Origin of the sequence: Bacteroides sp. MSK.20.12 (assembly GCF_019052435.1) — a bacterium.
Taxonomy (GTDB): Bacteria; Bacteroidota; Bacteroidia; order Bacteroidales; family Bacteroidaceae; genus Bacteroides; species Bacteroides xylanisolvens.
On sequence record NZ_JAHQVH010000005.1, the window covers coordinates 1 to 24,529 of the forward strand.

Here is a 24,529-nt window from a genome sequence, read left to right on the forward strand (position 1 = left end):
TTATCGGCTGAAAGACAGCCGATAAAATTGGCGTGGCGGAAAATAGTATGGTTACTATTTTAGTTTATATCATTTAAACTGAAAATATGTACTATACATTCTTTTACCCTATAATACTTTTAATGTAATCCGTAGGACATACATGATAAAAGTCTTTGAACTTCTTTCCAAAATATTTAGCATCACAATATCCCAGCATTCCTGCAATTTCCGAAACAGTGTACTGTTGGGAGGCCAGCAGTTTAAGTGCCCTGCCCATTTTGAACGAATAGATATAATTTTCCGGAGGATTCCCGGTTATCTCTCGTATCCTGCTATAAAAAGCAGTACGGCTCATTCCTATATCGATGCTTAATTTATCTATTGTATATTTATCAGTAGAAAGGTTCGTTTCCAGGATTTTATTGACTTTATCCATAAATATCTGATCCGTATTTTCTGTTTCCATTTCTTCTTTGGTGGGTACCATTGGGAAAACAGCATCCGACAAAAACAATTTGACCCGTTCACGCAAGACCATGCGGTTTTCTACAAGCATACGTATGTTTGCCCTTAGCCTGCAAATGCTTTCTGTTCGTAATTCCAGACGATCCGCCCCACTTCCTAAATGAGACAAATAACTTTCGTTATCAAAGGCCCTTATCAAAAGAACAACCGGTATATACCCTATCATTTTATCTGTTTTGATCCGGAAACTAAGTGTATCTCCATTTGTTCCGTTTACATTATCGTCAATAATTATAGCATCAGGATTTTGGCGGACTACTGTATCCTTCAGCAAATCAGGATCCTCCAAAGCTGAAATCTGAAAATACCGCGATAAGGCTTTTTTTAAATAATTCCTGAATGCCCCGTCCGCCATTACCAATAAGATATGGGATGTATCTTTTGTTTTAGTATTCGGGGTATCATCTTTATCACTTTCTGAAGATTCTTTAGTTTTTTTCTTCGTGTTTGTTGAAGAATGTTTGATAGCCGAACATTCCTGATTCCGGCAATGACAATCTGTTGGAATGACAATTTGGAAAGCAAATGATTTGCCATGTCTATATCCGTTTATTTTTCCACCATGCAGGCGAATGATTTTTCTTACAGTCCACAAATCACTATACCCATATATGGGAAATATGACCGGAATAAAAGGAAACATTTTCCCTACTCTTTTGTCTGCTATCTCACAATTAGTAATCTGCAACTGCCAGGAATCTATTGTATGTGTTATATTGATTGATATGCAACAGCCTAAATCGGAAGCCAAAATTAGTTTGCTTATAAGATGTTGAAGCGCTGCCGTCATTATGTTCTCATTGATCCTGCAACTGACGCAATCCGAACATTCGCTGACAGTCAGTTGTATACGGCGCGAATCAGCATAGGGACGACATTGATTAACAATAGAAGTAATATAAGAAGAGAGTTCCAAATTTACTGTTGATGTCTTAGGAAGTATTTTTTTGTTTACCTTATTAAGGGTTACAATATTCTGATTGCAATATATGATGCATTCGGTATACCCCAATGCCTCTTCTACCTGTTGGGAAAGCGATTCGGGAAGATTACCGGTTTTAAGTTCTTCCAATTGATTTCGTAATAGTATCAACGGGGTATGCGTAGTATGGAGCATGTTCATAGCTATCTTAAGTTTTTCATGTGACAACAACTGAACATTATACTCTACCGCAAGATACGCAAACAAAACAATAAATAGCCCAATGCCGAAACTCTCTACAGGAACTGCATAACCAAGCAATGACAAATCAGGCAAAATTACGCCAATAGCTTGTTTACTGTTTACTAAATTGACTCCACTATCTATAGAAAGTAAAGCGCGAAAGTTTAATAATAAACTCAGGTAACAATCATTCATACTTATATAGGATTTGATTAATACTTACATTTTCAGCAAAACACGTTTGATGATCTTTTAACGTGTCTAAATCCGGCACAAGTATAAAGTTTTCAACGTCCACATATGAGGTGGATTCTAACAAAAACAATGGGTGTTTTCTATCAAAAGTGGTAACAATATCGTTTGTTACCGAAATATCAAGGGATAGATTCTAAAATCATCATTTTATTTGGTAAAACATAGTAATTGTAAAATATTTTACCACAAAACAATACAACCACACGAGCATATAGTTCCACTTAATCATTAGAATAATGAAATAAGTAGAATTATAAAGCCGCGTATATAATTTGAAAATAATAGACTTCTGATAAGTACTATCAGATCATAGTTTACAGGAATACCTCATCATAAGACGGAATAATCTTTGCATCGTAAACGTGAGTGGCCGCAAATACATCATCTTTCTTTATCAACAGCCAGTCTTTATCCTGATCATCCATATTGGTATGTATAAGGACAAATAGCCCTTTGAGTTTATGCCCGTGTAACTTGAATTCAAGTATCCCATTTTTAATGGCAGCGGAAATGTTACGATTATTACCAACGTAAGCATAGGTTCCACTATCCCATATTTCCACCGTACCTGCTCCATAGTTACCTTCCGGTATAACTCCTTCAAAGTGCGCATAACTCAAGGGGTGGTCTTCTACTTCTATGGCCAACCTCTTATCTTTTGGATTCATGGAAGGTCCTTTAGGCACCACCCAACTTTTTAATACTCCATCCACTTCCAAACGAAAATCGAAATGAAAATGACTGGCATCATGCTTCTGAACAACAAAAACAGGCATTCGATTGGGAGTTTCCACCGTATCCGCCATCGGTTCCGGTGTTTTACCGAATTGCCTTTTTGCCCGGTACTCTTTGAGGTTAATCATAGAGGCTTCAACCGCCTGCTTTTCTACCATTTTGATGTTTTTTCCTTCATCGGGAGAATTCTTTGCCATAATCTGTATTTTTTAGGTGAATAAAAAAACGAATGATTCAATGTGACAACAATCAGTATATCTGTTTGTTTGTCGAAATTCATCTATTTTAATGGCTTTATAACTGCATTTAAGTTTGCTAACTTATTTTTATTCTTCTCCCTTTCTTACTGCCTGCATAGTGGGTACAAAAATCCCTTTCAATCGTCCTTTTATAAAAGTATAAAAGCAATTGGAAGGAAATGAATAAAAAGAAATTAATCGGATATCTGTTCGTCACGATGTCTGTTGGTTGTATTCAGGCGCAGGAACAGAAGTCTTCTGTACCCGAATACAAGCTATGGTACGACTGTCCCGCACAGGTATGGACCGAGGCATTACCCCTTGGGAATGGTCGTTTGGGGGCCATGGTATATGGAACACCAGGCACAGAACAAATACAACTAAACGAAGAAAGCATTTGGGCGGGACGTCCCAATAATAACGCCAATCCGGATGCACTGGAATATATTCCGAAAGTGCGTGAGCTGGTCTTTGCCGGAAAATATCTTGAAGCACAGACACTGGCCACAGAGAAGGTGATGGCAAAGACTAATTCAGGAATGCCATACCAAAGTTTTGGTGACCTGCGAATCGCTTTTCCCGGTCATACACGTTATTCCAATTATTACAGGGAATTAAGTCTGGATTCCGCACGTGCAATCGTACGTTATGAAGTAGACGGAGTGCAGTATCAACGCGAAACGATCACCTCATTCACCGATCAGGTAGTAATGGTACGACTGACCGCCAATCGTCCCGGACAAATTACTTTCAATGCACAACTCACTTCTCCTCACCAGGATGTTATGATTGCTTCTGAAGAGGGAAACTGTGTGACACTCTCGGGAGTCTCTTCCTTGCATGAAGGATTGAAAGGAAAAGTAGAATTTCAAGGCAGATTGACTGCTAAAAATAAAGGTGGGAAAATAGCTTGTGCCGATGGAATACTTTCTGTTGAGAAAGCCGACGAAGCGGTTATCTATGTATCCATTGCAACTAATTTCAACAACTATCAAGACATCACCGGTAATCAGACAGAGCGAGCAAAGAATTATTTGGCGAAAGCAATGGTTCATCCGTTCATTGAATCGAAGAAGAATCATGTTGATTTTTACCGACAATATCTGACACGGGTTTCTCTTGATTTGGGACGAGACCAATATGCGAATGTAACCACCGATAAGCGTGTGGAGAATTTCAAAAACACCAATGACACACATCTAGTTGCCACCTATTTTCAATTCGGACGTTATTTGTTGATCTGTTCTTCCCAACCGGGAGGACAACCCGCCAATTTACAAGGAATTTGGAATGACAAATTATTCCCTTCCTGGGATAGCAAATATACTTGTAACATCAATTTGGAAATGAATTACTGGCCTTCGGAAGTAACGAATCTAAGTGAACTGAATGAACCGTTATTCCGTCTGATAAAAGAAGTGAGTGACACAGGTAAAGAGACGGCTAAGATTATGTATGGAGCCAACGGATGGGTGTTGCATCATAACACGGATATATGGCGCATTACAGGAGCAGTTGACAAAGCTCCTTCGGGTATGTGGCCCAGTGGTGGCGCATGGCTTTGCCGACATCTTTGGGAGCGTTATCTATACACCGGAGATGTGGAATTCCTGCGTTCTGTCTATCCGATACTGAAAGAGTCCGGACGTTTCTTTGATGAAATTATGGTGAAAGAACCCGTACACAACTGGCTGGTAGTCTGCCCCAGTAATTCACCGGAGAATGTACATTCGGGAAGTAACGGGAAAGCTACTACAGCTGCCGGATGCACCATGGACAACCAATTGATTTTCGATCTTTGGACAGCAATTATATCTGCTTCTCAAATACTGGATACAGATCAGAAGTTTGCCTCTCATCTGACACAACGTCTCAAAGAAATGGCTCCCATGCAGGTGGGACATTGGGGGCAATTACAAGAGTGGATGTTCGACTGGGATGATCCGAAGGACGTGCACCGCCACATTTCTCATTTGTACGGACTCTTCCCCAGCAATCAGATTTCCCCTTACCGTACTCCTGAATTATTTGATGCAGCACGTACTTCTCTGATTCATCGTGGCGACCCGTCGACCGGGTGGAGCATGGGATGGAAAGTTTGCCTATGGGCACGCCTGCTTGATGGTGACCACGCCTACAAGCTGATAACTGACCAGCTGACTCTCGTACGCAATGAAAAGAAAAAAGGAGGCACCTACCCTAACCTGTTCGATGCGCATCCGCCATTTCAGATTGATGGAAACTTTGGTTGTGCCGCAGGCATTGCAGAGATGTTGATGCAAAGCTACGACGGTTTTATATATTTGCTTCCCGCACTGCCTACCGTTTGGACAGAAGGTTCTATCAAAGGAATCATTGCCCGTGGAGGTTTCGAACTTGATTTGAGTTGGAAAAACGGGAAAGTCAGCCGGCTGGTTGTCAAATCTCATAAGGGAGGAAATTGTCGTTTACGTTCGCTCAACCCATTAACCGGGAATGGCTTGAAGCGTGCCAAAGGTGAAAATCCGAACCCTCTTTATGCAGTCCCCACCATTCCGGAGCCATTGATTAACGAAAAGGCCAACTTGAACAAAGTGGAAATTGCAGAGACTTACCTCTATGACCTACCTACCAAAGCAGGAAAAGAATATGTATTGATTGGAAAATAATAACTCGACCGATATGAACAAAAACTTATTGAAACTGATTGTCGCCTGTGGAACTGCTTGTTTCCTAGCTTGCGCAGCACCTCAAAAAACAGAAACGGAAAAATGGAGTGAACGCATGGCACGCTCCGAAATGAAACGTTTCCCCGAACTCTGGATGATTGAAAAAGCTAAAAAACCACGCTGGGGATATACCCACGGACTAGTAGTGAAATCCATGTTGGAAGAATGGAAACATACCGGGGACAGCGTATATTATGAGTATGCCAAGATATATGCAGATAGTCTGATCGATGCTGACGGACATATCAAAACCATGAAATATCTTTCATTCAATATTGATAATGTCAACGGTGGAAAGATTCTTTTCGATCTTTACGCACAGACCGGAGACGAACGTTACAAAATAGCCATGGATACTTTGCGCAAGCAAATGGCAGAGCAACCCCGTACCAGTGAGGGAGGATTCTGGCATAAATTGAGATATCCTCATCAAATGTGGCTGGACGGAATTTTTATGGCTTCTCCTTATCTGGTTCAATATGGTGCTACTTTTAATGAGCCCGCTTTATTTGACGAAGCAACAAAACAGATTCTTTTGATAAATAGCAAGACTTATGATCCTGCAACAGGGCTTTTTTATCACGGATGGGATGAAAGTCGCGAACAGAAATGGTCAAATCCTGAAACGGGTTGTTCTCCTAATTTTTGGAGTCGCAGTATCGGATGGTATGGAGCTGCTATTGTAGATGTACTGGACTTCCTGCCACAGGAAACAGCCGGACGCGACAGCATTATACAAATTCTGCAGGGATTGGCAAAAGCGATTGTGAAATACCAAGATCCTTCATCCGGAACCTGGTATCAGGTAACCGATCAGGGAGTACGTGAAGGTAATTATTTGGAATCATCTGCCACTGCCCTGTTTATCTATACGCTTGCCAAAGCTATCAATAAAGGATATATTGGCAACGAGTATATCGAACCGACACAAAAAGCCTTTGACGGAATGGTAAAGACATTTACCCGTTTGGAAGAAGATGGCAGCTATACAATTACCAATTGCTGTGCTGTTGCAGGATTGGGCGGAGATTCAAAAAGATATCGTGACGGCTCATTTGAATATTATATCAGTGAACCGATCATAGAAAATGATCCGAAATCGGTAGGTTCATTCATCTTGGCTGCTATTGAGTATGAGAAAATGACAAAGAAATAAACTAAAAACGATAAAATACAATGAGAAAATTCAAGATTCTTCCTCTTTTGTTGCTGCTATTGACAATGACAACTTCGGCTGCAGCACAGAAGAAAACACAAAAGACGTATATCCCTTGGGACAACGGCAAACTCGTAGTTTCCGAAGAGGGACGTTACCTGAAACACGAAAACGGTGCTCCTTTCTTTTGGTTAGGAGAAACCGGTTGGCTATTGCCCGAACGCTTGAACCGGGATGAAGCCGAATATTACCTGGAACAATGCAAACGTCGCGGATACAACGTGATTCAGGTTCAAACGTTGAATAATGTTCCGTCTATGAATATCTACGGACAATATTCGATGATTGACGGATACAACTTCAAAAACATCAATCAAAAAGGCGTATATGGTTATTGGGATCACATGGATTACATTATCCGTACAGCAGCCAAGAAGGGACAATATATCGGCATGGTCTGCATTTGGGGAAGCCCGGTGAACCGGGGCGAGATGACTGTAGAACAGGCAAAAGCATACGGCAAGTTTTTGGCAGAGCGTTATAAGGACGAGCCGAATATTATCTGGTTTATCGGTGGAGATATCCGTGGCGACGTGAAAACCGCTGAATGGGAAGCTTTGGCAACCTCTATCAAAGCTATCGACAAAAATCACCTGATGACATTCCATCCACGTGGAAGAACAACTTCCGCAACTTGGTTCAATAACGCTCCCTGGTTGGATTTCAACATGTTTCAAAGCGGACATCGTCGCTACGGACAACGTTTCGGAGATGGTGACTACCCTATCGAAGAAAATACGGAAGAGGATAACTGGCGTTTTGTAGAACGCAGCCTGGCCATGAAACCCATGAAGCCTGTGATTGACGGTGAACCGATCTATGAAGAAATACCTCATGGTCTGCACGATGAAAACGAACTGTTGTGGAAGGATTATGACGTACGTCGTTATGCTTATTGGTCTGTATTTGCAGGTTCTTTCGGACATACTTACGGTCATAATTCCATCATGCAATTTATCAAACCGGGTGTAGGTGGTGCTTACGGTGCAAAGAAACCTTGGTATGATGCGTTGAATGATCCGGGCTACAATCAGATGAAGTATCTGAAAAACCTGATGTTGACTTTCCCGTTCTTTGAACGCATACCCGATCAGTCTATCATCACAGGACAGAATGGAGAACGTTATGACCGCGCTATCGCTACACGTGGAAATGATTATCTGATGGTATACAACTATACCGGACGTCCGATAGAAGTTGATTTCAGCAAGATTAGCGGCGCGAAAAAGAATGCTTGGTGGTACACCACGAAAGATGGTAAACTGGAATACATCGGAGAATTTGATAACGGAGTGCACAAATTCCAGCACGACAGTGGTTATTGCAGTGGAAACGATCATATTCTGATTGTAGTGGATAGTAGTAAGAACTATGTGGAGAAGGCCTGGACAGAATTACCAAATGCACAACAAAAATGGGCTAAATAATTTTGTATTATTAGGCACAGATTACACGGATTTTACGGTTTTCAGAATGACAGATAAGTAAAACAACAGCATTAATCCGTGCAATCCGTGCCTAAATTTATTATATAAACGAATTATGAGAACATACTTATGAATAAAAGAATAGTATCATTTTTCTTTCTTCTGCTCTTTGCAGGTTCACTATACGCAGCCATAGGTATCACTGACCTGCGAACGGAGCAGTTGAAAAATCCGGCAGGTATCGATGTGCGCCAACCCCGATTGAGTTGGCGCATCGAATCGGATGAACAGAATGTGATACAAACTGCGTATCACATTCTTGTCGCATCTTCCCCGGAGCTATTGGAACAAGGAAAAGGAGATATTTGGGATTCAGGAAAGATTGAATCTGACGCTTCTCAATGGATCACTTATCAGGGAAAAACATTAAAATGTAATGCCTCCTACTATTGGAAAGTAAAAATAAACACCAACAAAGGCGCAACGAATTGGAGTGCTCCGGCTTTCTGGACCACCGGACTATTTAATGAAGCGGACTGGCAAGGGCAATGGATCGGCTTGGACAGGGCCGCTCCCGGAGATAGCGAAACACAATGGAGCCGTTTGGCAGCCCGTTATCTCCGTAAAGAATTTGCAGTAAAGAAAGATGTGAAACGTGCCACAGTACATATCGCCGGAATGGGATTGTACGAGTTGTTTATCAACGGACAACGCATCGGCAATCAAGTACTGGCACCTGCTCCTACCGACTACCGGAAAACAATTCTGTACAACACATACGATGTTACTTCACTGCTTCAAACAGAAAATGCTATTGGAGTAACTCTTGGAAATGGTCGCTTCTATACGATGCGTCAGAACTATAAACCGTATAAGATACCGACTTTCGGTTATCCTAAACTCCGGTTGAATCTGATTGTGGAATATGCAGACGGCAGCAAAGAAACGATTGCTACAAACACTTCATGGAAATTGACTACTGAAGGTCCTATCCGTAGCAATAATGAATATGATGGCGAAGAATATGATGCCCGTAAAGAGCTAGGAGCCTGGACTCAAACCGGATATGATGACAAAAACTGGATGCCGGCCCAACGTGTCAGTATTCCTTCAGGAACATTGCGCGCACAAATGATGCCGGGCATGAAAGTTACAGAAACCCTGAAGCCCGTTTCTATTAAAAAGCTTGGTAACAAATATATCCTGGATATCGGTCAGAATATGGCGGGCTGGGTACGTTTCCGGATAAAAGGACAGGCTGGCGATAGCATCCGTCTCCGTTTTGCAGAAAGTCTGCAAGACAATGGCGAACTTTATACAAGAAACTTCAGGGATGCCCGTTCTACAGATGTATATGTTGTCAGCGGACGCGAAACAAAAGATGCTACCTGGGCACCTCGTTTTATTTATCATGGATTCCGTTATGTAGAAGTCAGCGGTTATCCGAATGCGAAGGCAGAAGATTTCGTTGCCGAAGTAGTAGAAGATGAAATGGAGCATATCGGTACTTTCAACTGTTCTGACGAAACTCTGAATAAGATTATCCGTAATGCATTTTGGGGAATCCGGAGCAACTATAAAGGGATGCCGGTTGACTGTCCGCAACGGAATGAACGCCAACCATGGTTGGGTGACCGTACCATGGGCTGTTGGGGAGAAAGCATGCTTTTCGATAATTACGCCATGTATACCAAATGGACGCGTGACATCCGTGAAGCACAACGGGAAGACGGCTGTATTCCTGATGTAGCCCCAGCATACTGGAACTACTACTCGGACAATGTGACTTGGCCTGCCGCTTTACCAATGGCCTGCGACATGCTTTTCACAAACTTTGGAGATAAACGTCCGATCGAAGAGAATTATCCGGCTATCAAGAAGTGGGTATCTCATATCCGTGAATACTACATGACAGAGGATCTTATCATCACCAAAGATAAATATGGTGACTGGTGCGTTCCACCCGAATCACTGGAGTTAATTCATAGCAAGGACCCTTCCCGCAAGACTGACGGAGCTCTGATCGCAACCGCTTATTATCTGAAAGTATTACAACTGATGCACCGCTTTGCAAGCTTGCAAGGGTTGAAAGCTGACGCAGAAGAATGGGAAGATTTGGAACATCGCATGAAAGACGCATTCAATGCCCGTTTTCTTCACGTAAAGGAAGGTACCTCTCCCGTACCGGGACATACCTTATATCCGGACAGTATTTTCTATGGTAACAACACAGTTACTGCCAATATCTTGCCACTTGCTTTTGGTCTAGTGCCAAAGAACTACATCAATGAAGTAGCTAAAAATGCCGTAACTTCCATTATTACAACCAACAAGGGACATATAAGTACCGGAGTAATCGGTGTACAATGGCTATTGCGTGAATTGAGCCGTCGCGGTCATGCCAATGTAGCTTATCTACTGGCTACCAATAAAACATATCCTTCCTGGGGATATATGGTTGAAAAAGGTGCTACCACTATTTGGGAGTTATGGAACGGTGATACGGCAAATCCTGAAATGAATAGCGGTAATCACGTGATGCTTTTAGGTGATTTATTACCGTGGTGCTTCAATAACTTGGCAGGTATCCGTGCGGACCGCTGGAAGTCCGGTTACAAGCATATCGTCTTCCAGCCGGCTTTTGAAATTCAGGAGTTGAGTAACGTGGATGCATCGTACATAAGTATCTACGGAAAAATAACCAGCCGATGGACAAAGACTCCCACACATTTGGAATGGGATATCGAACTTCCCGCCAATACGACGGGGGAAGTACATCTTCCGGATGGACGGAAAGAAAAAATCGGATCAGGAAAATATCATTTCAGTGTAGACATTCCCACCCGGAATACGGCTATTCTGACTGATGAATTTCTGTACGAAAACGCTTCTTTCCCCGAATGTCACGGAGCTACGATAGTAGAGCTGAAAAATGGTGATCTCGTAGCCTCTTTCTTCGGAGGAACCAAAGAGCGCAATCCGGATTGTTGCATCTGGGTATGTCGTAAACCTAAAGGCTCTAAAGAATGGACCGCCCCCAAACTTGCTGCCGACGGTGTGTTTTCACTCAAAGACCCACAAGCAGTATTGGCCGGAATCGATTCAACCTGTACCCCGGTGAAAGATGCAAAAGGAACACTTATTGCCCGCAGAAAAGCTTGCTGGAACCCGGTTCTTTTCCAGATTCCCGGAGGTGACCTGATTCTGTTTTATAAAATAGGTTTGAAAGTGAGCGACTGGACAGGATGGCTTGTCCGTTCACGCGACGGAGGAAAAACCTGGAGCAAACGCGAAGCGCTTCCGAAAGGTTTTCTTGGACCTATTAAGAATAAACCGGAATATATCAATGGGCGTATCATCTGCCCTTCCAGTACGGAAGGAAGTAACGGATGGCGTGTCCATTTCGAGATTTCCGATGATAAAGGCAAGACCTGGAAGATGGTCGGACCACTGGATGCCGAGTTATCTGTCCCCACCCAAAATCGTAAAAAGGGAGGTGTGAATGTGGATGACCAGGAAGGCGGAGAAGCGATCGAAGGAGAAGGAGCCAAACCTGTTTATGCAATACAACCCAGTATTTTGAAGCATAAGGATGGAAGATTACAGATACTCTGCCGTACACGTAACGCACAGGTAGCAACTGCGTGGAGCAGTGATAATGGTGACACATGGAGTAAAGTTACGTTGCTGGATGTCCCGAATAATAATTCCGGTACGGATGCCGTGACAATGAAAGACGGTAGACATATCCTTATCTACAATAATTTCTCTACATTGCCCGGAACTCCGAAAGGTCCGCGTACTCCGCTCTGTGTGGCCGTTTCAGAAGATGGTATCAATTGGCAGCCTGTTCTTACATTAGAAGATAGTCCGATCAGCCAATACTCTTACCCTAGCATTATTCAGGGGAAAGACGGGAAGCTGCATGCCATTTATACATGGCGCCGTCAACGAATTAAATATGCAGAGATAGATCCGACGAAGTTTTAAATATTGAACGATCATCTGAATGAAATCGACCGCTCCTTTGCCCGCAAAAGAGCGGTCGATTCTTGTATTTATCCATTTTATACTTTACATTTGCCAATAAATAAAAAATAACGATGGCAGATAATTACATAGAAAGACAACAGGAACAATACGAAGCCCGAAAAGCTGCTTGGAAACAAGCACAAAAATATGGTAAGAAGAAACTAACAGCAGTACGTCCGGCTGAATCGAAGTCTCACACTTCAACGGTTTCAAAACCGGAGGATTCAAAAAGAAGAGTATTTATAACAGGCGGAGCGGAAGGAATAGGCAAAGCAATAGTAGAAGCTTTTTGCCTAGCTGGAAATCAAGTTGCCTTTTGTGATATAAACGAAACATCGGGACAGGAGACTGCGAAGGCAACCGGGGCTATGTTCCATAAGGTCGACGTAAGTGATAAAAACGCACTTGAAAGTTGTATGCAAACCATTCTTGCCGAATGGAACGATATTGATATTATTGTCAACAACGTCGGTATCAGCAAATTTTCTTCTATCACAGAAACAAGTGTAGAGGATTTCGACAAAATTCTTTCTATTAACCTGCGTCCTGTATTCATCACTTCCCGACTGCTTGCCGTCCATCGTAAAAAGCAGCCCTCTCCCAACCCATACGGCCGAATTATAAATATCTGCTCTACACGTTATCTGATGAGTGAACCGGGAAGTGAAGGTTATGCAGCTTCGAAAGGTGGTATCTATTCTTTGACTCATGCATTGGCTTTGTCTTTATCCGAATGGAATATCACAGTTAACTCGATTGCTCCGGGATGGATACAGACTCATGATTATGATCAACTCCAACCGGAAGACCATTCACAACATCCTTCACGCCGGGTAGGTAAACCGGAAGATATTGCCCGCATGTGTCTGTTTCTCTGTGAGGAAAACAATGATTTCATCAATGGAGAAAACATCACTATTGACGGGGGAATGACGAAAAAGATGATTTATATTGAATAGTTTGAAGTAAAGTCATCACCAAGAGAATCTTTCAACACGTTTCGAGTAACTTCCACTCCTGTCTTCACAATCAAAGCTTCGTGAAAGTGATAGCAGTGTTTTTTGAGAGCTAAAGCATAGTTTTAGATATGATAAAGCTATGCTTTGTCAGTTGCAAAGCATAGCTCTATTATATTCTTCTATTATCCCGGAGATTTTCCGGTTATGTAGGAGGTTAAGGGTTTACCCTCATTTATTTCTTTCCTTGAGCCTTCTTTTCTGCGTTTCGCTTATTCACGTAATCTTTGAACATCTGCCGCCAGTTGCGACCATGCTCATTGAAATACTGTTCGCATTTGGTTTTATAAATTTCGAAGATAGCAGAAATCTGCTTCATATTCTTGTAGTCAATAGCCTGTTCACGAGCCAATTTCAACTGTTCCAGAACGAAAGCCGTTTCCTCTTCCGTCATATTGGGTACAATGGCCTGATAACCTTTCAAGGTAAAAGCAACTTTACCTACCGTGTATTTATCCAGGATTTGTTCAATCTGTTCTTCCGTCAATACTCTGCGCAGATCTTTCATTAGCCTTTCATGTACTTCTTTCGGCATAGCGGAATCTGCTATCATTTCACGGTCGAGCTTGGAAAGCGGTTTGCCTGTCAAAGGATTGATACCCTCGGGGATTGTTGTATAAGGGTGCTCATTGTGCCAGTCACGCACTTTACGAAGATGATTATAAATGGCAGTTACTGCAAAACCTGCTTTTTTATCATCGTTCAACTCTAAAGAAGCTACCCAGTCGATGGCTTTCTTTTCGAGAGAAGCATCTGATTTTAAATTAGCAAAAGCCTTCTTGTCAAAATAAGCAGCTACCTTGTCAAAAGAACGAATGGCGCCTTCAGGAAGCAAAGCTCCTTTTTCACCAAAACTATACATAGCGGATTCCGGTTCAATGGTGACCTTGCTTTCATCCAACATCTTTTTATCCAATTTGAATACTTCTGCGAAGAAGTCATAAACAGCATTCCGCTTATTCGGACCAAAGTCATGTTTCTCTTTGGGAAGATGTACATTCGTTACTTTATCTTTTGCCTGGTAGAATCCGTAGATTCGTTGCAGATAAGGAAATTCAAGAGTAGGAACACTGGCCGTCCAGTCGCCGCCATCCGATACGATCAGTTGTGGACGAGGAGCAAAAGTAGCGGCTAATTCCGCATTACAGGTTCCTCCTGCAGATAGTTGAATAGGCATTCCGCTTTCGCAGGGACAGCCACCGTCGAAGTGAGAAGCCAGGCTCACCACCGGAGCTGAAGCGGTGAAACGATCATCCAATACGCTCAACAATACAGTATGGGTACCTCCACCCGAACCGCCATTCGCACCGATACGGCTGGTATCAATATCTTTACGGGAAGCAAGCATGTAGTCAAGAATCAGTAAGCCGTTCATTGCCTGAATAGTGTGCGCCGCACTACTACGGTGTGCCGCACTGCCCACTTGCAAAGCCGACTCTCCCCATCCGAACAAATCATAGTCTACACAAACAGCTCCCATACGTGCTAAAGTTCCCATACGTTGTTGTTGGTCTTCCCGATAACGTCCGCCACCAAAATGTCCGTTAGGGCAGATTATCAACGCATGTTTTCCTTTCGATTGGGGCGTATAGATAGAACCGCAAATGTATAATCCGGGAAGTGTTTCAAGTGCGAAATTCTGCACGGTATAGCCATCAAACTTACGTATCTTTGAAAGAATAGGTTTGGTTTTGACACATTGAGCCAACAAAGTATCAATACCTAAACGCTGACGTACCTCTTTTTTCAGAGAATCGGCACGAAGTTGAAAGGACTGTTGGTCTGTATAGAGTGTATTCAGATAAGCCAGCATCTTCTCTCCGTCTGCATCTGTACGACGTGGATACTCGTATGCTTTCAGCTTATACATATTTCCTTTCTGCTTAACAAATTTATAATCGAAAGGTGCCAATACATTCGTCAAGGATTCTTCCACGGAATAAGGACGGATACGGAAATCGGCATAAGACAGCACTTTTCCCACCGTATCAATGTCATATTTCAAACGGACTCCGAAACGGTTCTGTATATCCGTCAGTACTTCATTCAAGGGACGGGCAAATTCCGTCTCGTATGTTTGCGTCTGGGCTTCGGCCGAAAGAGATGCGGCAAGAAGCATAGTAAAAAGGATTCGTTTCATTTATTTTTAATTTATGCAAGTTGTTTTTTCACCACAGATTACACAGATTTTCACAGATTTATTATTCTTATAATTTAGTCGAATTAAAAATCTGTGTTAATCTGTAGTATCTGTGGTGCTTTTAATTACTTCACCATTGACGATTACGTCATCCATCGTGATACGTTCACAATTTTCGAAGATACATTTCTGTTTCCCTTCTTGAATGTGAATATCACGCAAAACGATGTCAGATATCGGCGCTTCTTCCAAGCCCACTATTTTGATCGGAGTCTTTACGTTTGTCACAGTCATTCCGCTGATATGTACGTTACGGAATATCGGAGTGCGTTCACTCTTAGGTTCGGCAGGCATTTTACTGTATTTCAAATTCAATACGACAGCTTCCTGTTTAATGTTGCTCATTACGACGTTGCTGACACGAATATCTTCAACGACTCCTCCCCTTCCACGGGTCGACTTAATACGGATTCCACGATCTGTTCCGTCAAACACGCAATTGGAAATAGTAACTTTACGCACACTCCCACTCATCTCGCTGCCGATAACAACGCCTCCGTGACCGGAAAGCATGGTGCAGTTGGTGATAGTGATATTCTCGCAAGGTACTCCCAAACGACGGGCCTGCGCATCTCTTCCCGACTTGATTGTGATGCAATCGTCTCCTACTGATATATGGCAGTCGCTGATATGTACGTTGCGGCAGGATTCCGGATTCACTCCGTCCGTATTTGGTGAGGGCGCATTATCTATGGTGATCCCCTTTATGGTTACATTGTCACAAAACTCCGGATTGACCGTCCAAAAGGGAGAATTTATGATTTTCACTCCTTCAATCTTTACTTTCTTACAACGAACGGGCTGAATGAACGGAGGACGGAAAAAGCGACGTTGCAATGTATTTACATAATCCTTGTTCGTTTCAGCATAAATTGCTGTCGTATCGTTTGCTGCATCCCACATTGGCTGATATTTATTCACATCACGCATGCCATTGTCTTTCAAATCAATCATGACACGAAAGAACTCCATCCACCATTTCTTCCCTTGTCCGTCCAAAGTTCCTTCTCCTTTGATCGTAATATTCTCGGCATCTACCGCATAAATCAAAGGCTGGAAACTTTTCATCATCACTCCTTCATGACGAACCTCGACAAAAGGAAGATAGTCATCAAAGTTATCGGAAAAGAGTAAGGTAGCTCCGGCTTCCAACTCCAGTGTAATATTACTTTTCAGATGGATACTCCCCGTCAGATAAGTCCCGGCAGGAAAGAAAAGAGTACCTCCGCCGCCACGGTTCAGACGGTCAATCGTTGAATTGATTAGCTTTGTATTAAGAGTCTTGCCATTTGCTTTTGCACCGACCTTCAGCATATCTACACGCTCGGCACGAAGAACTGTGGTTGCACAGAAGCAAAGAAAGACAATAAGAGTTGTTCGTAAATTCATAATCGATATTATTAAAGTATATTTCATCGTTTCCTTCTAAAAAATCATGCTAATAGAATCTTTTTTTCTTCCCAATGTTTGAAGACAATCATTGAGATGTTTTTTTCAAACATGCTATATGATTAAAATAAAGATGCTGCATGATTTTTTATATGAATACATTGTTTTTCATTCTACAAATATATATAAAATGTCTCTTTCATTTTGCACAAACCAATTTATATGTTCCACTCTGTATCTCTTTCGGTTCTTTTTCGCCCGGGAGGTAAACGACAGCGGTAGTATTCACCGGAACAGACACGTTTAAAGTGAAAGTCCCATTCTCACAAGTCCAGTTCACATTAATGGTACCGTATAAAGTTTCATACGACGCTTTGACATATTTCAAATCTCCCACAGGTTGGGGAGCGATGATGAACTTTTGATAACCTTGTTTTGGAGTGGTAGAAGGACGAATACCAACCAGCGAATTAAAGAACCATTCATCAATCTGTCCCATCATAAAGTGATTCCAGGAAGAACCTTGACGGGGGTCCCACTGCTCGGTCAAAGTTGTAGCGCCGAATTTTAACTGGAAACCATATCCGGGAGCTTCTTCATGATTGAACATCTTATAAATAAGTTCATGTTCCCCATTACGCGCCAATGTCTGAATCAGATAACGGTTTCCCACATCACCGGTAGTCAAACGGTTGCCATGTGCTTCCACATCTTTTATCAGATTCGCGAATACTTTCTCATTCAAATCTGCATCCTGCATCATTTGGAGGAACAACGGAAGCGCATTACTGCATTGGCTTCCTGTACCATATTGTGCCGTATCTTTATGAAGAAAACATTTATTAAATGCAACCATTATATCCTGTGCCAACGAAGTATAATAACGAATGTCAAAGTCATTACCTACCATTCTCGCGGCTTGTACCAAATACATGACTGTCATGTAATAATGCGCAGTAGCCACCAAAGGAACGGGTGTATTCCGTGAGAATCCCGCACGGAAATCTCCGTAATCATACCAGTCTCCCAATCCGAAAGAAAGAATACCTTTATCTGCACGAGTCTTGAGATAATCCACGTAACGACGCATATTCGGATAATATTTCTTAATCAATGAATCGTCTCCATAAGTCTCATAGTACATAAAAGGGAAAATAACCAAAGAGCCACCCCACTCCGGAGATTCGGCAAAAACATCCATACCCGGACCTTCAAAAATCACGTATTCCGGAGCAGTTGTCGGCATGGCCCCGTTGGAATGTTGTGCATCTGCCATATTCTGCATAATCTGCGGAGCGTATGCTGTCAAATCATAGTTATACAACAAACCCGGACCATTCAGATGTACCTGTTCCAGCCACCCAAGTTTCTCACGATGCGGACAATCCGTAAACACAGACTGCATATTGCTGCGAACCGCTTTCTCGATCAATCGATGGGCAGCATTAAATATCCGGTTGGATGATTCGAAAGTGGAAACTTTTCTAGCTGAATTATAGACGAAACAGGATTGAATATTCTTTAATACAGGCAATTTCTGCGGATTCTTCTGTCCTTTTAAGACAGCCCCCTCTACCTGAACATATCTAAAACCATAATAAGAGAAACGAGGGTGCCAGGTTTCATCGCCTTCCCCTTTCAGAGTGTATTCGTAATAGTGTTGACGCCCTGTCTGACGCTGATTGCAAGCACCTTCCTCTGTCAATGCTTCGGCTACAATCAAAGTCACTTTCTGACCACGTTTGCCACGTACTGTTATTTCCGGAAAGCCAGCCAGATTCTGTCCCATATCCAACACAAAAGCAGAAAGATCGACTGTTCTCTTAGTTGATACAGAAGCTGATGCAACTTGGTCCGCATTTAGTTTGGTTACCTTTTGAATATCATACCGTTCCATGATTTTCACTGGAGCCGCCATCTGTGGACGAAGTATTCCTTTAGGAGCTTCCTGTATGACTACCGGACGCCAATGACTGTCATCAAAGCCAATCTGATTCCATCCTTTCTGTTCACGACGCGCATCATAATCTTCTCCTCCATATATGCAATTGAAGGTTACCGGACTAAAATCATATTTCCAATTATTATCGGAATGAACCGTCGTACATGTTCCATCTTCGTAGTTAATAACCAGCTCAAATAAAAGTGTGGGAGGACCAAAGCTGATCTGTAATTTGCGATAACGCCCCCCCTGCACATTATAGAATCCATTCCCCAATAAGATTCCTACGACATTTTCACCACGCCGCAATTGTTCCGTCACATTGTATGTGTTATAGTAAACAGTTTTATCATAATCACTCCACAATGGAGCAAACTCACTGTTACCTACCTTTTTGCCATTCAAAGAAAACTCATAGAATCCCAGACCACAAACGTATGCCGTTGCCTCCACTATTTTCTTACCCGGTTTACGGTTTGCCCCCCCTTCTTTCGCATCTCCTACCTGGAATGTTCTTCTCAAACAAATACTTTTCTTTGCCAAAGTGTCCACTGCTTCCCAAGCAGCTTTCACTTCCGGTTTCTTCAACTCTCCACCGTGGAACTTACGCCCTTCCGGTAAATGAGCATTTTGTCGGGTAATAGCTCCAATCCACTGCCCCGAAGATAATCTTTCGGGTACTGCCCGGAATTTCGCTTCACTGCTCCACTCGGAAGGTGTATCTGTTTCATCCCAAACACGAACGCGCCAACTATAATTAAATGAGTTATCAGGACGTATATCTGCCCCCTTTGTAGAAACTAACTGGCTCTGCGAAGAATAAACCTTCCCACTATTCCAAACAGAACGCCCTGTAAAAGCTTCCCGAATATCAATCTCATAGGCAGATTGTCGTGTCCCATTTTCCGGCGATTCCATCACCCAGCCCAAACGGGGTGAACCTTCGACCACTACCAGTCCCTCCTGCATCTCACAGGTAAGACGACTGATGGTTATATTCTTTGCCTGTACAAAACAAGACAAACAAATTAGCAATGAAAGAAGAATCTTTTTGAATTTCATTTTTCAAGTATCTTTTATTTGTTCGATAAATGAGAATTTATCGGTTAGGCTGAAAGCCTTACAATTATATATTTATTGGGGTGCCCTGAAAGGGCTTAATTATATAGCGTAGGGCAACGCCCTACGAAAAAAACACACCAGCCACAAGCCCTGAAAGGGCGGAACTGTATACAATTATGCCCTTTCAGGGCGCAAATTCAGATTGCCGTTTTTACGTAGGGCGTTGCCCTACGCTATATAATTAAGCCCTTTCAGGGCACTCCGCAAAATTATCATTTAAGTGCATTTTCACAAACGATTTTTGTCAATGTATTCGCCTGCCCTACTTCCTTACCATCTACAAAAATGCGCAATCCTTTTCCGCAATGATAGCGATCACCATTCTTATCCCAAAGAATCGTCAGATTATGACCATGATATAATACATTATCCAAGCAGAACCAATCCCACTTGTCGGCAGGAATTAAGGGGTTCACTTCAATCGTATTATCCAAACGTGGACGAAGCCCGATCAGCCCTGTAATTATCAGGTCGTTGAAAGTGGAATGATTATAATAACGGCTACGTTCCTGATCTCCTTTCAGCCAATAACCGGTCACCTCATCCAAATATTCACCAATATAGGGACGACCACGATGATACTGTGATTCCACATACAATTCCATCTGACGGAAATATACACTGTCAGACAATACAGTCTGCGGATAATTATTCATAAAGTTAGCCATTGCTGTCAATGTCTGTGCGGAAGCAAACGGCCAGATAGCACCGTCCCACTCACACTTGCCTACTCCACGTGTACGAAATTCCGGATGACGACGTTCTGCGGTTGTCAGTCCATAAGGAGCAGAAAAGCCTTTTTCATCCATAATTTCTTTCCAGGCAATTTCATACTTTTGGGTGGTATCCGGCAGGTTGAAATACCAGGGAATATATCCGATTGCTTCACGCACATTTGCAGAAGAGTCCGTACGCATCGTTTCAAAAAACTGATGACGTGTATTCCACAATTCATTTTCTACCAGATTTTTCAAAGTATCCGCTCTCATGCCATATTTCATAGCCATCCCCTCATCACCGGAAAGAATTCCTATACATGAAAGTGCTTTGGCATTGCCATACATATAGCTATTGATTGTCGGCCGGGCATATTTCTTCCTCCGTCCGCCACTGATTGATTCTTCCATACCATCCTGTACGTCACCCTGCCAATACAATCCGTTCTTCAAACGGTTCGTACGTTCCCAACGCTGGTATTCGGTTTCCAGATCTTTCTTCATATCCAGCAGATAGTCCTTATCACCATCTACCATGTAACGAGCCAAAACAGCATCTGCATTCCATGAGCTAAACTTATCCATTTTCTTCATCGGACCGCCATCATTGCCACGATACCATGTATGAATAATCTGATCCAAATATTTCGGATCACGCAACCAACGGCTTTCATAAATATGATGTCCAATTGCACAAGCAATCAAATTATATTTATCTGAATAAGAACGCTGAACGAGAAACTCGGTCATGCTATAGCCAACAGGAGTCTCTTTGATATGCTTACGCAATGACCACCAACGATAATAATACATTTCTTCAAAGTTATGTTGCGGACACTCGAACAAAGGAATATTTTCCTCCATCCATTCTGAAGCCTTTTCATTGGGAATTGCCTGAACAATATTTTCGTCTTCCATACCGTTGAAATAGTCTGCATAATGACTGAAGTCAGCATACTTTAAAAAAGCAGAAGACGCATCCTTATCTGTAGAAGATGTTTTTACATTGGCAATGCCATATTCAGCCAATGGATCTTGTGCACCTGCATTCGGCAAATCATAAGTCTGGTCGGCAGGAGTATCTACAGTCGGGAATGTACGAGGTACGCCAGTACGGAATACGATTCGCTCCACAGCAGCCACGGGCGCATAGAACATACGCAACCCTACTCTCTTGCCATCTACATATACTTGAATATTACGATCAACAGTAGAAAGGACTGCTTCTACATGATAAACCTTTCCTGCTTCATATTTCATCATATTTGCAAACCGGGAGCCGCCTTTCAATCGGAAAATGCCATCATCAGTAAGTTCCATACGGGAACAGGCTATGCCATTCTCATCCAGAAATTCAATCTGGAGTGTACCTTTATTATTCTGGCCGGCTTTCAAATCAAATGATACTTTCAGTTCTTTAGAGGCCGGAATTTTACGTTCCACTTTGGCATAATCAAACGGATCTTTATCCTGCAACTTCAACCATTGATCCTCCAAAGAAACAGGGGCCCAAACCGGAGAATAAATATTCCAGTCAGTCAGTTCCGCAATTGATTTATTTTTAGAGAAATCATCATCCGCATGTGCTGAAGCATTTATTTCCACCGGGACAGGAATACGGGAAATCCACATATCTTCCTTGTTCACACTGTAAGAAACCCACAAATCACCATCGGCAGGTACTCCATTACCTTCCTGAATACCACGCGGATATTGAGGACCGTATGATTTATAATTTCCTCCATAACGCATGGGAGTGATTTCACCATGCACCAGATTCAATGTTGTATATTCCAATCCATCTTTACTCAAAGATATAGCCAGCGGCCAACGAAATTCCGACGGATTATATACAGTAGCATATGTACCATCACTTAAACGCTGCCCCCAAATTTTCGCGTTGCTATTGACGAAACCTTTTGCACGAAGCACAGGCTCTGCCCAAGTATGTCCGCCATCCTCACTGATAGAGGTAAGCGCATGTTTCCAAAGACTGGCAATACGTCCATCCGGCAATGTATAACAATTGAATGCTTTGTATCCTTTCTTCAGCGGGAGAATAGGATCTTCACGGTCGGCTTCTTCCACCCACTGCATCATATACAGCGGATTGTCGAGAATTTCCTGGCAAGCCTTCACAAACTCACGATCCTTGCTTTTCTTAAAATACGGATAATCAGTATTCTTTTCATTAAATCCATGATTATAATAAATGAAATAGATCGGTCCGTAAGAACCGTCTTTCTTTATTTCACGAACCACCCGGCCAATACCGTTTCCATCATTGGGATCATCTTTTTTATCCAAAGCAACTCCGTAATTTCCCATTGTAATCAGCTTGCCGGATTTAGAAACATAGAATCCGACACGCTGGTGCATAATGGCAATCAGATCTTTGGCCTGCACACCCGGACGAGACTCTTTGGTGTATCCATCGGGAACTTGATAAGGAGGAAACACAATTTCCGGATTTGTCCAGCGATATCCATCCTTCGATGTCATCAGAAAAGTCTGTGAAGGCGGTACGTGTTCGTCAGAAGGATCTGCCAGGTATTGATAGAAAAACTGTCCATTCCAATAAGCCAGCATCGGCTGATGATTATACGTCCATCCATTGCCGTTCGAAGCATCGGGATGTTCACGATTGGCACGCACCAACTGAATGTTATGTACTCCGACTACCGGAGACAGTTGTCCGTCGTGACAAGCAGGGTTCGATAATTCTTTTCCTGTATAATGAATTCTATCTTGTGCAAAGGCTGTAGTAGTCAACCAACCGGCAGCCAGTACAAAAAGAATTTTAGCAGAGTTGTTCATGATTTATTCTGATTTAAAATTGTTTCCGGGTTTATTTCTTTTCTTCCAGCAATGCTTTTACGACTGATTCCGGAGCCGTAAATATGGTTCCATGCTTATGCCCTACAGGGATGCTTACCTCTTCTGTTACATCTGTAAAGTTCCGGAAATCCTTCGTACGCATAGCGCCATATATTTTTTTCTTATATACATCAAAATAGATTAGATAATCGTCTCCCACTTTCTCTACAGACGGTCCTTCTACAAAGGATTCAGTGAAAGGTTGGGATGCGGGCGAATAAGGACCGGTCATAGAATCGGAAAAAGCGATTTTCAGATTACGTTCCGGTCGGGTGTTATCCTTGAGTACCATTACATAGTCATTCTTTGCCCGTTTCACGATAACGGCATCAATGGTACTGAATCCCGGATCATACAAAAGTTTTGCTTTCGAGACGGTTTTAAAATCTTTTGTAGTGATATAGTATAAACGATGATTATTATTCTCTTCTTCTATCCCCTTTTCGAAACGCCCGGGAACACAGGAAGCCCATACGACCATAAACTGATCGTTCTCGTCGTCATAGAAAATTTCCGGAGCCCATACATTAATAGTAGTCGGTTCGTCTGCCATTACAGGAATCATCTGTTGTTCCGACCAATGGATCAGATCTTTGGAATGTGCGTAGCCAAATCCTAAATCACCTTTCCAACTTGTAGTCCAGACCAAATGGTAGGTTCCATCCGGAGTACGTACCATCGAGGGATCCCGCATGAGCTGGTGCTGTCCCAGTTCCGGCTTTAGCCAAACTCCCGGAATACTGTCCCAGTGAATTCCGTCCTCACTATATAAGTATCTCAACCCCTCATCAGCCGGTTCATGAAATGAAGTGAACATGTAGTAGTCTTTGTTCCCCCCACAAGAAGCCAGAAACAAAAGACTTATTGCGACTAATGTATTTCTTAACTTTTTCATTTCTATATTCTATATTTGTATCTTTTATACAGAGGAGACGATAGAAAGTGTCATTTGTACTCAAATATACTAGAAGAATCAATAGATT

12 protein-coding genes are annotated in these 24,529 nt (G+C 42.4%); 5 read left to right on the forward strand and 7 right to left on the reverse strand.

Translation table 11 applies throughout. From position 1 onward, the window contains the following. Positions 1-103: 103 nt before the first annotated feature. Positions 104-1,867 (reverse strand): helix-turn-helix domain-containing protein, encoded by a 1,764-nt coding sequence (locus KTR06_RS04080; protein WP_061448318.1) that lies wholly within the window; start codon positions 1,865-1,867, stop codon positions 104-106. A 374-nt stretch (positions 1,868-2,241) separates the two neighbouring features. Then, complete coding sequence (locus tag KTR06_RS04085) at positions 2,242-2,859, reverse strand: DNA polymerase ligase N-terminal domain-containing protein (protein ID WP_004308227.1); 618 nt, start codon at positions 2,857-2,859, stop codon at positions 2,242-2,244. Positions 2,860-3,080: 221 nt separating this feature from the next. Here KTR06_RS04085 and KTR06_RS04090 point away from each other — a divergent pair, with 221 nt between their 5' ends. The 5 genes from KTR06_RS04090 to KTR06_RS04110 all read left to right on the forward strand — a co-directional run bounded on the left by KTR06_RS04090 (position 3,081) and on the right by KTR06_RS04110 (position 13,243). Continuing rightward, entirely contained in the window at positions 3,081-5,549 is a 2,469-nt protein-coding gene (locus KTR06_RS04090) for a glycoside hydrolase N-terminal domain-containing protein (RefSeq protein WP_215667186.1), read from the forward strand. 13 nt (positions 5,550-5,562) lie between these two features. Then, positions 5,563-6,765: a glycoside hydrolase family 105 protein gene (locus KTR06_RS04095; RefSeq protein ID WP_215667187.1), complete on the forward strand. Its 1,203-nt coding sequence runs from the start codon at positions 5,563-5,565 to the stop codon at positions 6,763-6,765. Between the two features lie 20 nt (positions 6,766-6,785). Then, the gene (locus KTR06_RS04100) at positions 6,786-8,252 is read left to right on the forward strand and encodes a glycoside hydrolase family 140 protein (protein WP_215667188.1); all 1,467 of its coding nucleotides are present in this window, start codon (positions 6,786-6,788) and stop codon (positions 8,250-8,252) included. A gap of 129 nt (positions 8,253-8,381) precedes the next feature. Then, positions 8,382-12,242, forward strand: a complete 3,861-nt coding sequence (locus KTR06_RS04105) for a family 78 glycoside hydrolase catalytic domain (protein WP_217289987.1) — start codon at positions 8,382-8,384, stop codon at positions 12,240-12,242. 113 nt (positions 12,243-12,355) lie between these two features. Further along, a complete protein-coding gene (locus KTR06_RS04110; RefSeq protein WP_120069793.1) occupies positions 12,356-13,243 on the forward strand; it encodes an SDR family NAD(P)-dependent oxidoreductase in 888 nt (295 codons plus the stop codon). A gap of 232 nt (positions 13,244-13,475) precedes the next feature. Here KTR06_RS04110 and KTR06_RS04115 read toward each other — a convergent pair whose 3' ends face one another. The 5 genes from KTR06_RS04115 to KTR06_RS04135 form a co-directional block, all read right to left on the reverse strand. After that, positions 13,476-15,440 (reverse strand): DUF3826 domain-containing protein, encoded by a 1,965-nt coding sequence (locus KTR06_RS04115; protein WP_120069790.1) that lies wholly within the window; start codon positions 15,438-15,440, stop codon positions 13,476-13,478. Between the two features lie 96 nt (positions 15,441-15,536). After that, positions 15,537-16,889 (reverse strand): glycoside hydrolase family 28 protein, encoded by a 1,353-nt coding sequence (locus tag KTR06_RS04120; protein WP_120069787.1) that lies wholly within the window; start codon positions 16,887-16,889, stop codon positions 15,537-15,539. A gap of 199 nt (positions 16,890-17,088) precedes the next feature. Next, on the reverse strand, positions 17,089-19,893 hold the full coding sequence (locus KTR06_RS04125) for a glycoside hydrolase family 78 protein (RefSeq protein WP_217289988.1): 2,805 nt from the start codon (positions 19,891-19,893) through the stop codon (positions 17,089-17,091). A gap of 272 nt (positions 19,894-20,165) precedes the next feature. Next, positions 20,166-23,486 carry a glycosyl hydrolase family 65 protein gene (locus KTR06_RS04130; RefSeq protein ID WP_217289989.1) on the reverse strand — a complete coding sequence of 1,107 codons (3,321 nt, stop codon included), beginning with the start codon at positions 23,484-23,486 and terminating at the stop codon, positions 20,166-20,168. A gap of 31 nt (positions 23,487-23,517) precedes the next feature. Next, positions 23,518-24,441 carry a glycoside hydrolase family 43 protein gene (locus tag KTR06_RS04135; RefSeq protein ID WP_215708235.1) on the reverse strand — a complete coding sequence of 308 codons (924 nt, stop codon included), beginning with the start codon at positions 24,439-24,441 and terminating at the stop codon, positions 23,518-23,520. Between the last annotated feature and the right edge of the window lie 88 nt (positions 24,442-24,529).

What these genes read in the sequence shown, in the direction of transcription:
- KTR06_RS04080 (WP_061448318.1), bottom strand. Translation starts at nt 1,867, where the DNA reads ATGAATGATTGTTACCTGAGTTTATTATTAAACTTTCGCGCTTTACTT.
- KTR06_RS04085 (WP_004308227.1), bottom strand. Translation starts at nt 2,859, where the DNA reads ATGGCAAAGAATTCTCCCGATGAAGGAAAAAACATCAAAATGGTAGAA.
- KTR06_RS04090 (WP_215667186.1), top strand. Translation starts at nt 3,081, where the DNA reads ATGAATAAAAAGAAATTAATCGGATATCTGTTCGTCACGATGTCTGTT.
- KTR06_RS04095 (WP_215667187.1), top strand. Translation starts at nt 5,563, where the DNA reads ATGAACAAAAACTTATTGAAACTGATTGTCGCCTGTGGAACTGCTTGT.
- KTR06_RS04100 (WP_215667188.1), top strand. Translation starts at nt 6,786, where the DNA reads ATGAGAAAATTCAAGATTCTTCCTCTTTTGTTGCTGCTATTGACAATG.
- KTR06_RS04105 (WP_217289987.1), top strand. Translation starts at nt 8,382, where the DNA reads ATGAATAAAAGAATAGTATCATTTTTCTTTCTTCTGCTCTTTGCAGGT.
- KTR06_RS04110 (WP_120069793.1), top strand. Translation starts at nt 12,356, where the DNA reads ATGGCAGATAATTACATAGAAAGACAACAGGAACAATACGAAGCCCGA.
- KTR06_RS04115 (WP_120069790.1), bottom strand. Translation starts at nt 15,440, where the DNA reads ATGAAACGAATCCTTTTTACTATGCTTCTTGCCGCATCTCTTTCGGCC.
- KTR06_RS04120 (WP_120069787.1), bottom strand. Translation starts at nt 16,889, where the DNA reads ATGAATTTACGAACAACTCTTATTGTCTTTCTTTGCTTCTGTGCAACC.
- KTR06_RS04125 (WP_217289988.1), bottom strand. Translation starts at nt 19,893, where the DNA reads ATGAAATTCAAAAAGATTCTTCTTTCATTGCTAATTTGTTTGTCTTGT.
- KTR06_RS04130 (WP_217289989.1), bottom strand. Translation starts at nt 23,486, where the DNA reads ATGAACAACTCTGCTAAAATTCTTTTTGTACTGGCTGCCGGTTGGTTG.
- KTR06_RS04135 (WP_215708235.1), bottom strand. Translation starts at nt 24,441, where the DNA reads ATGAAAAAGTTAAGAAATACATTAGTCGCAATAAGTCTTTTGTTTCTG.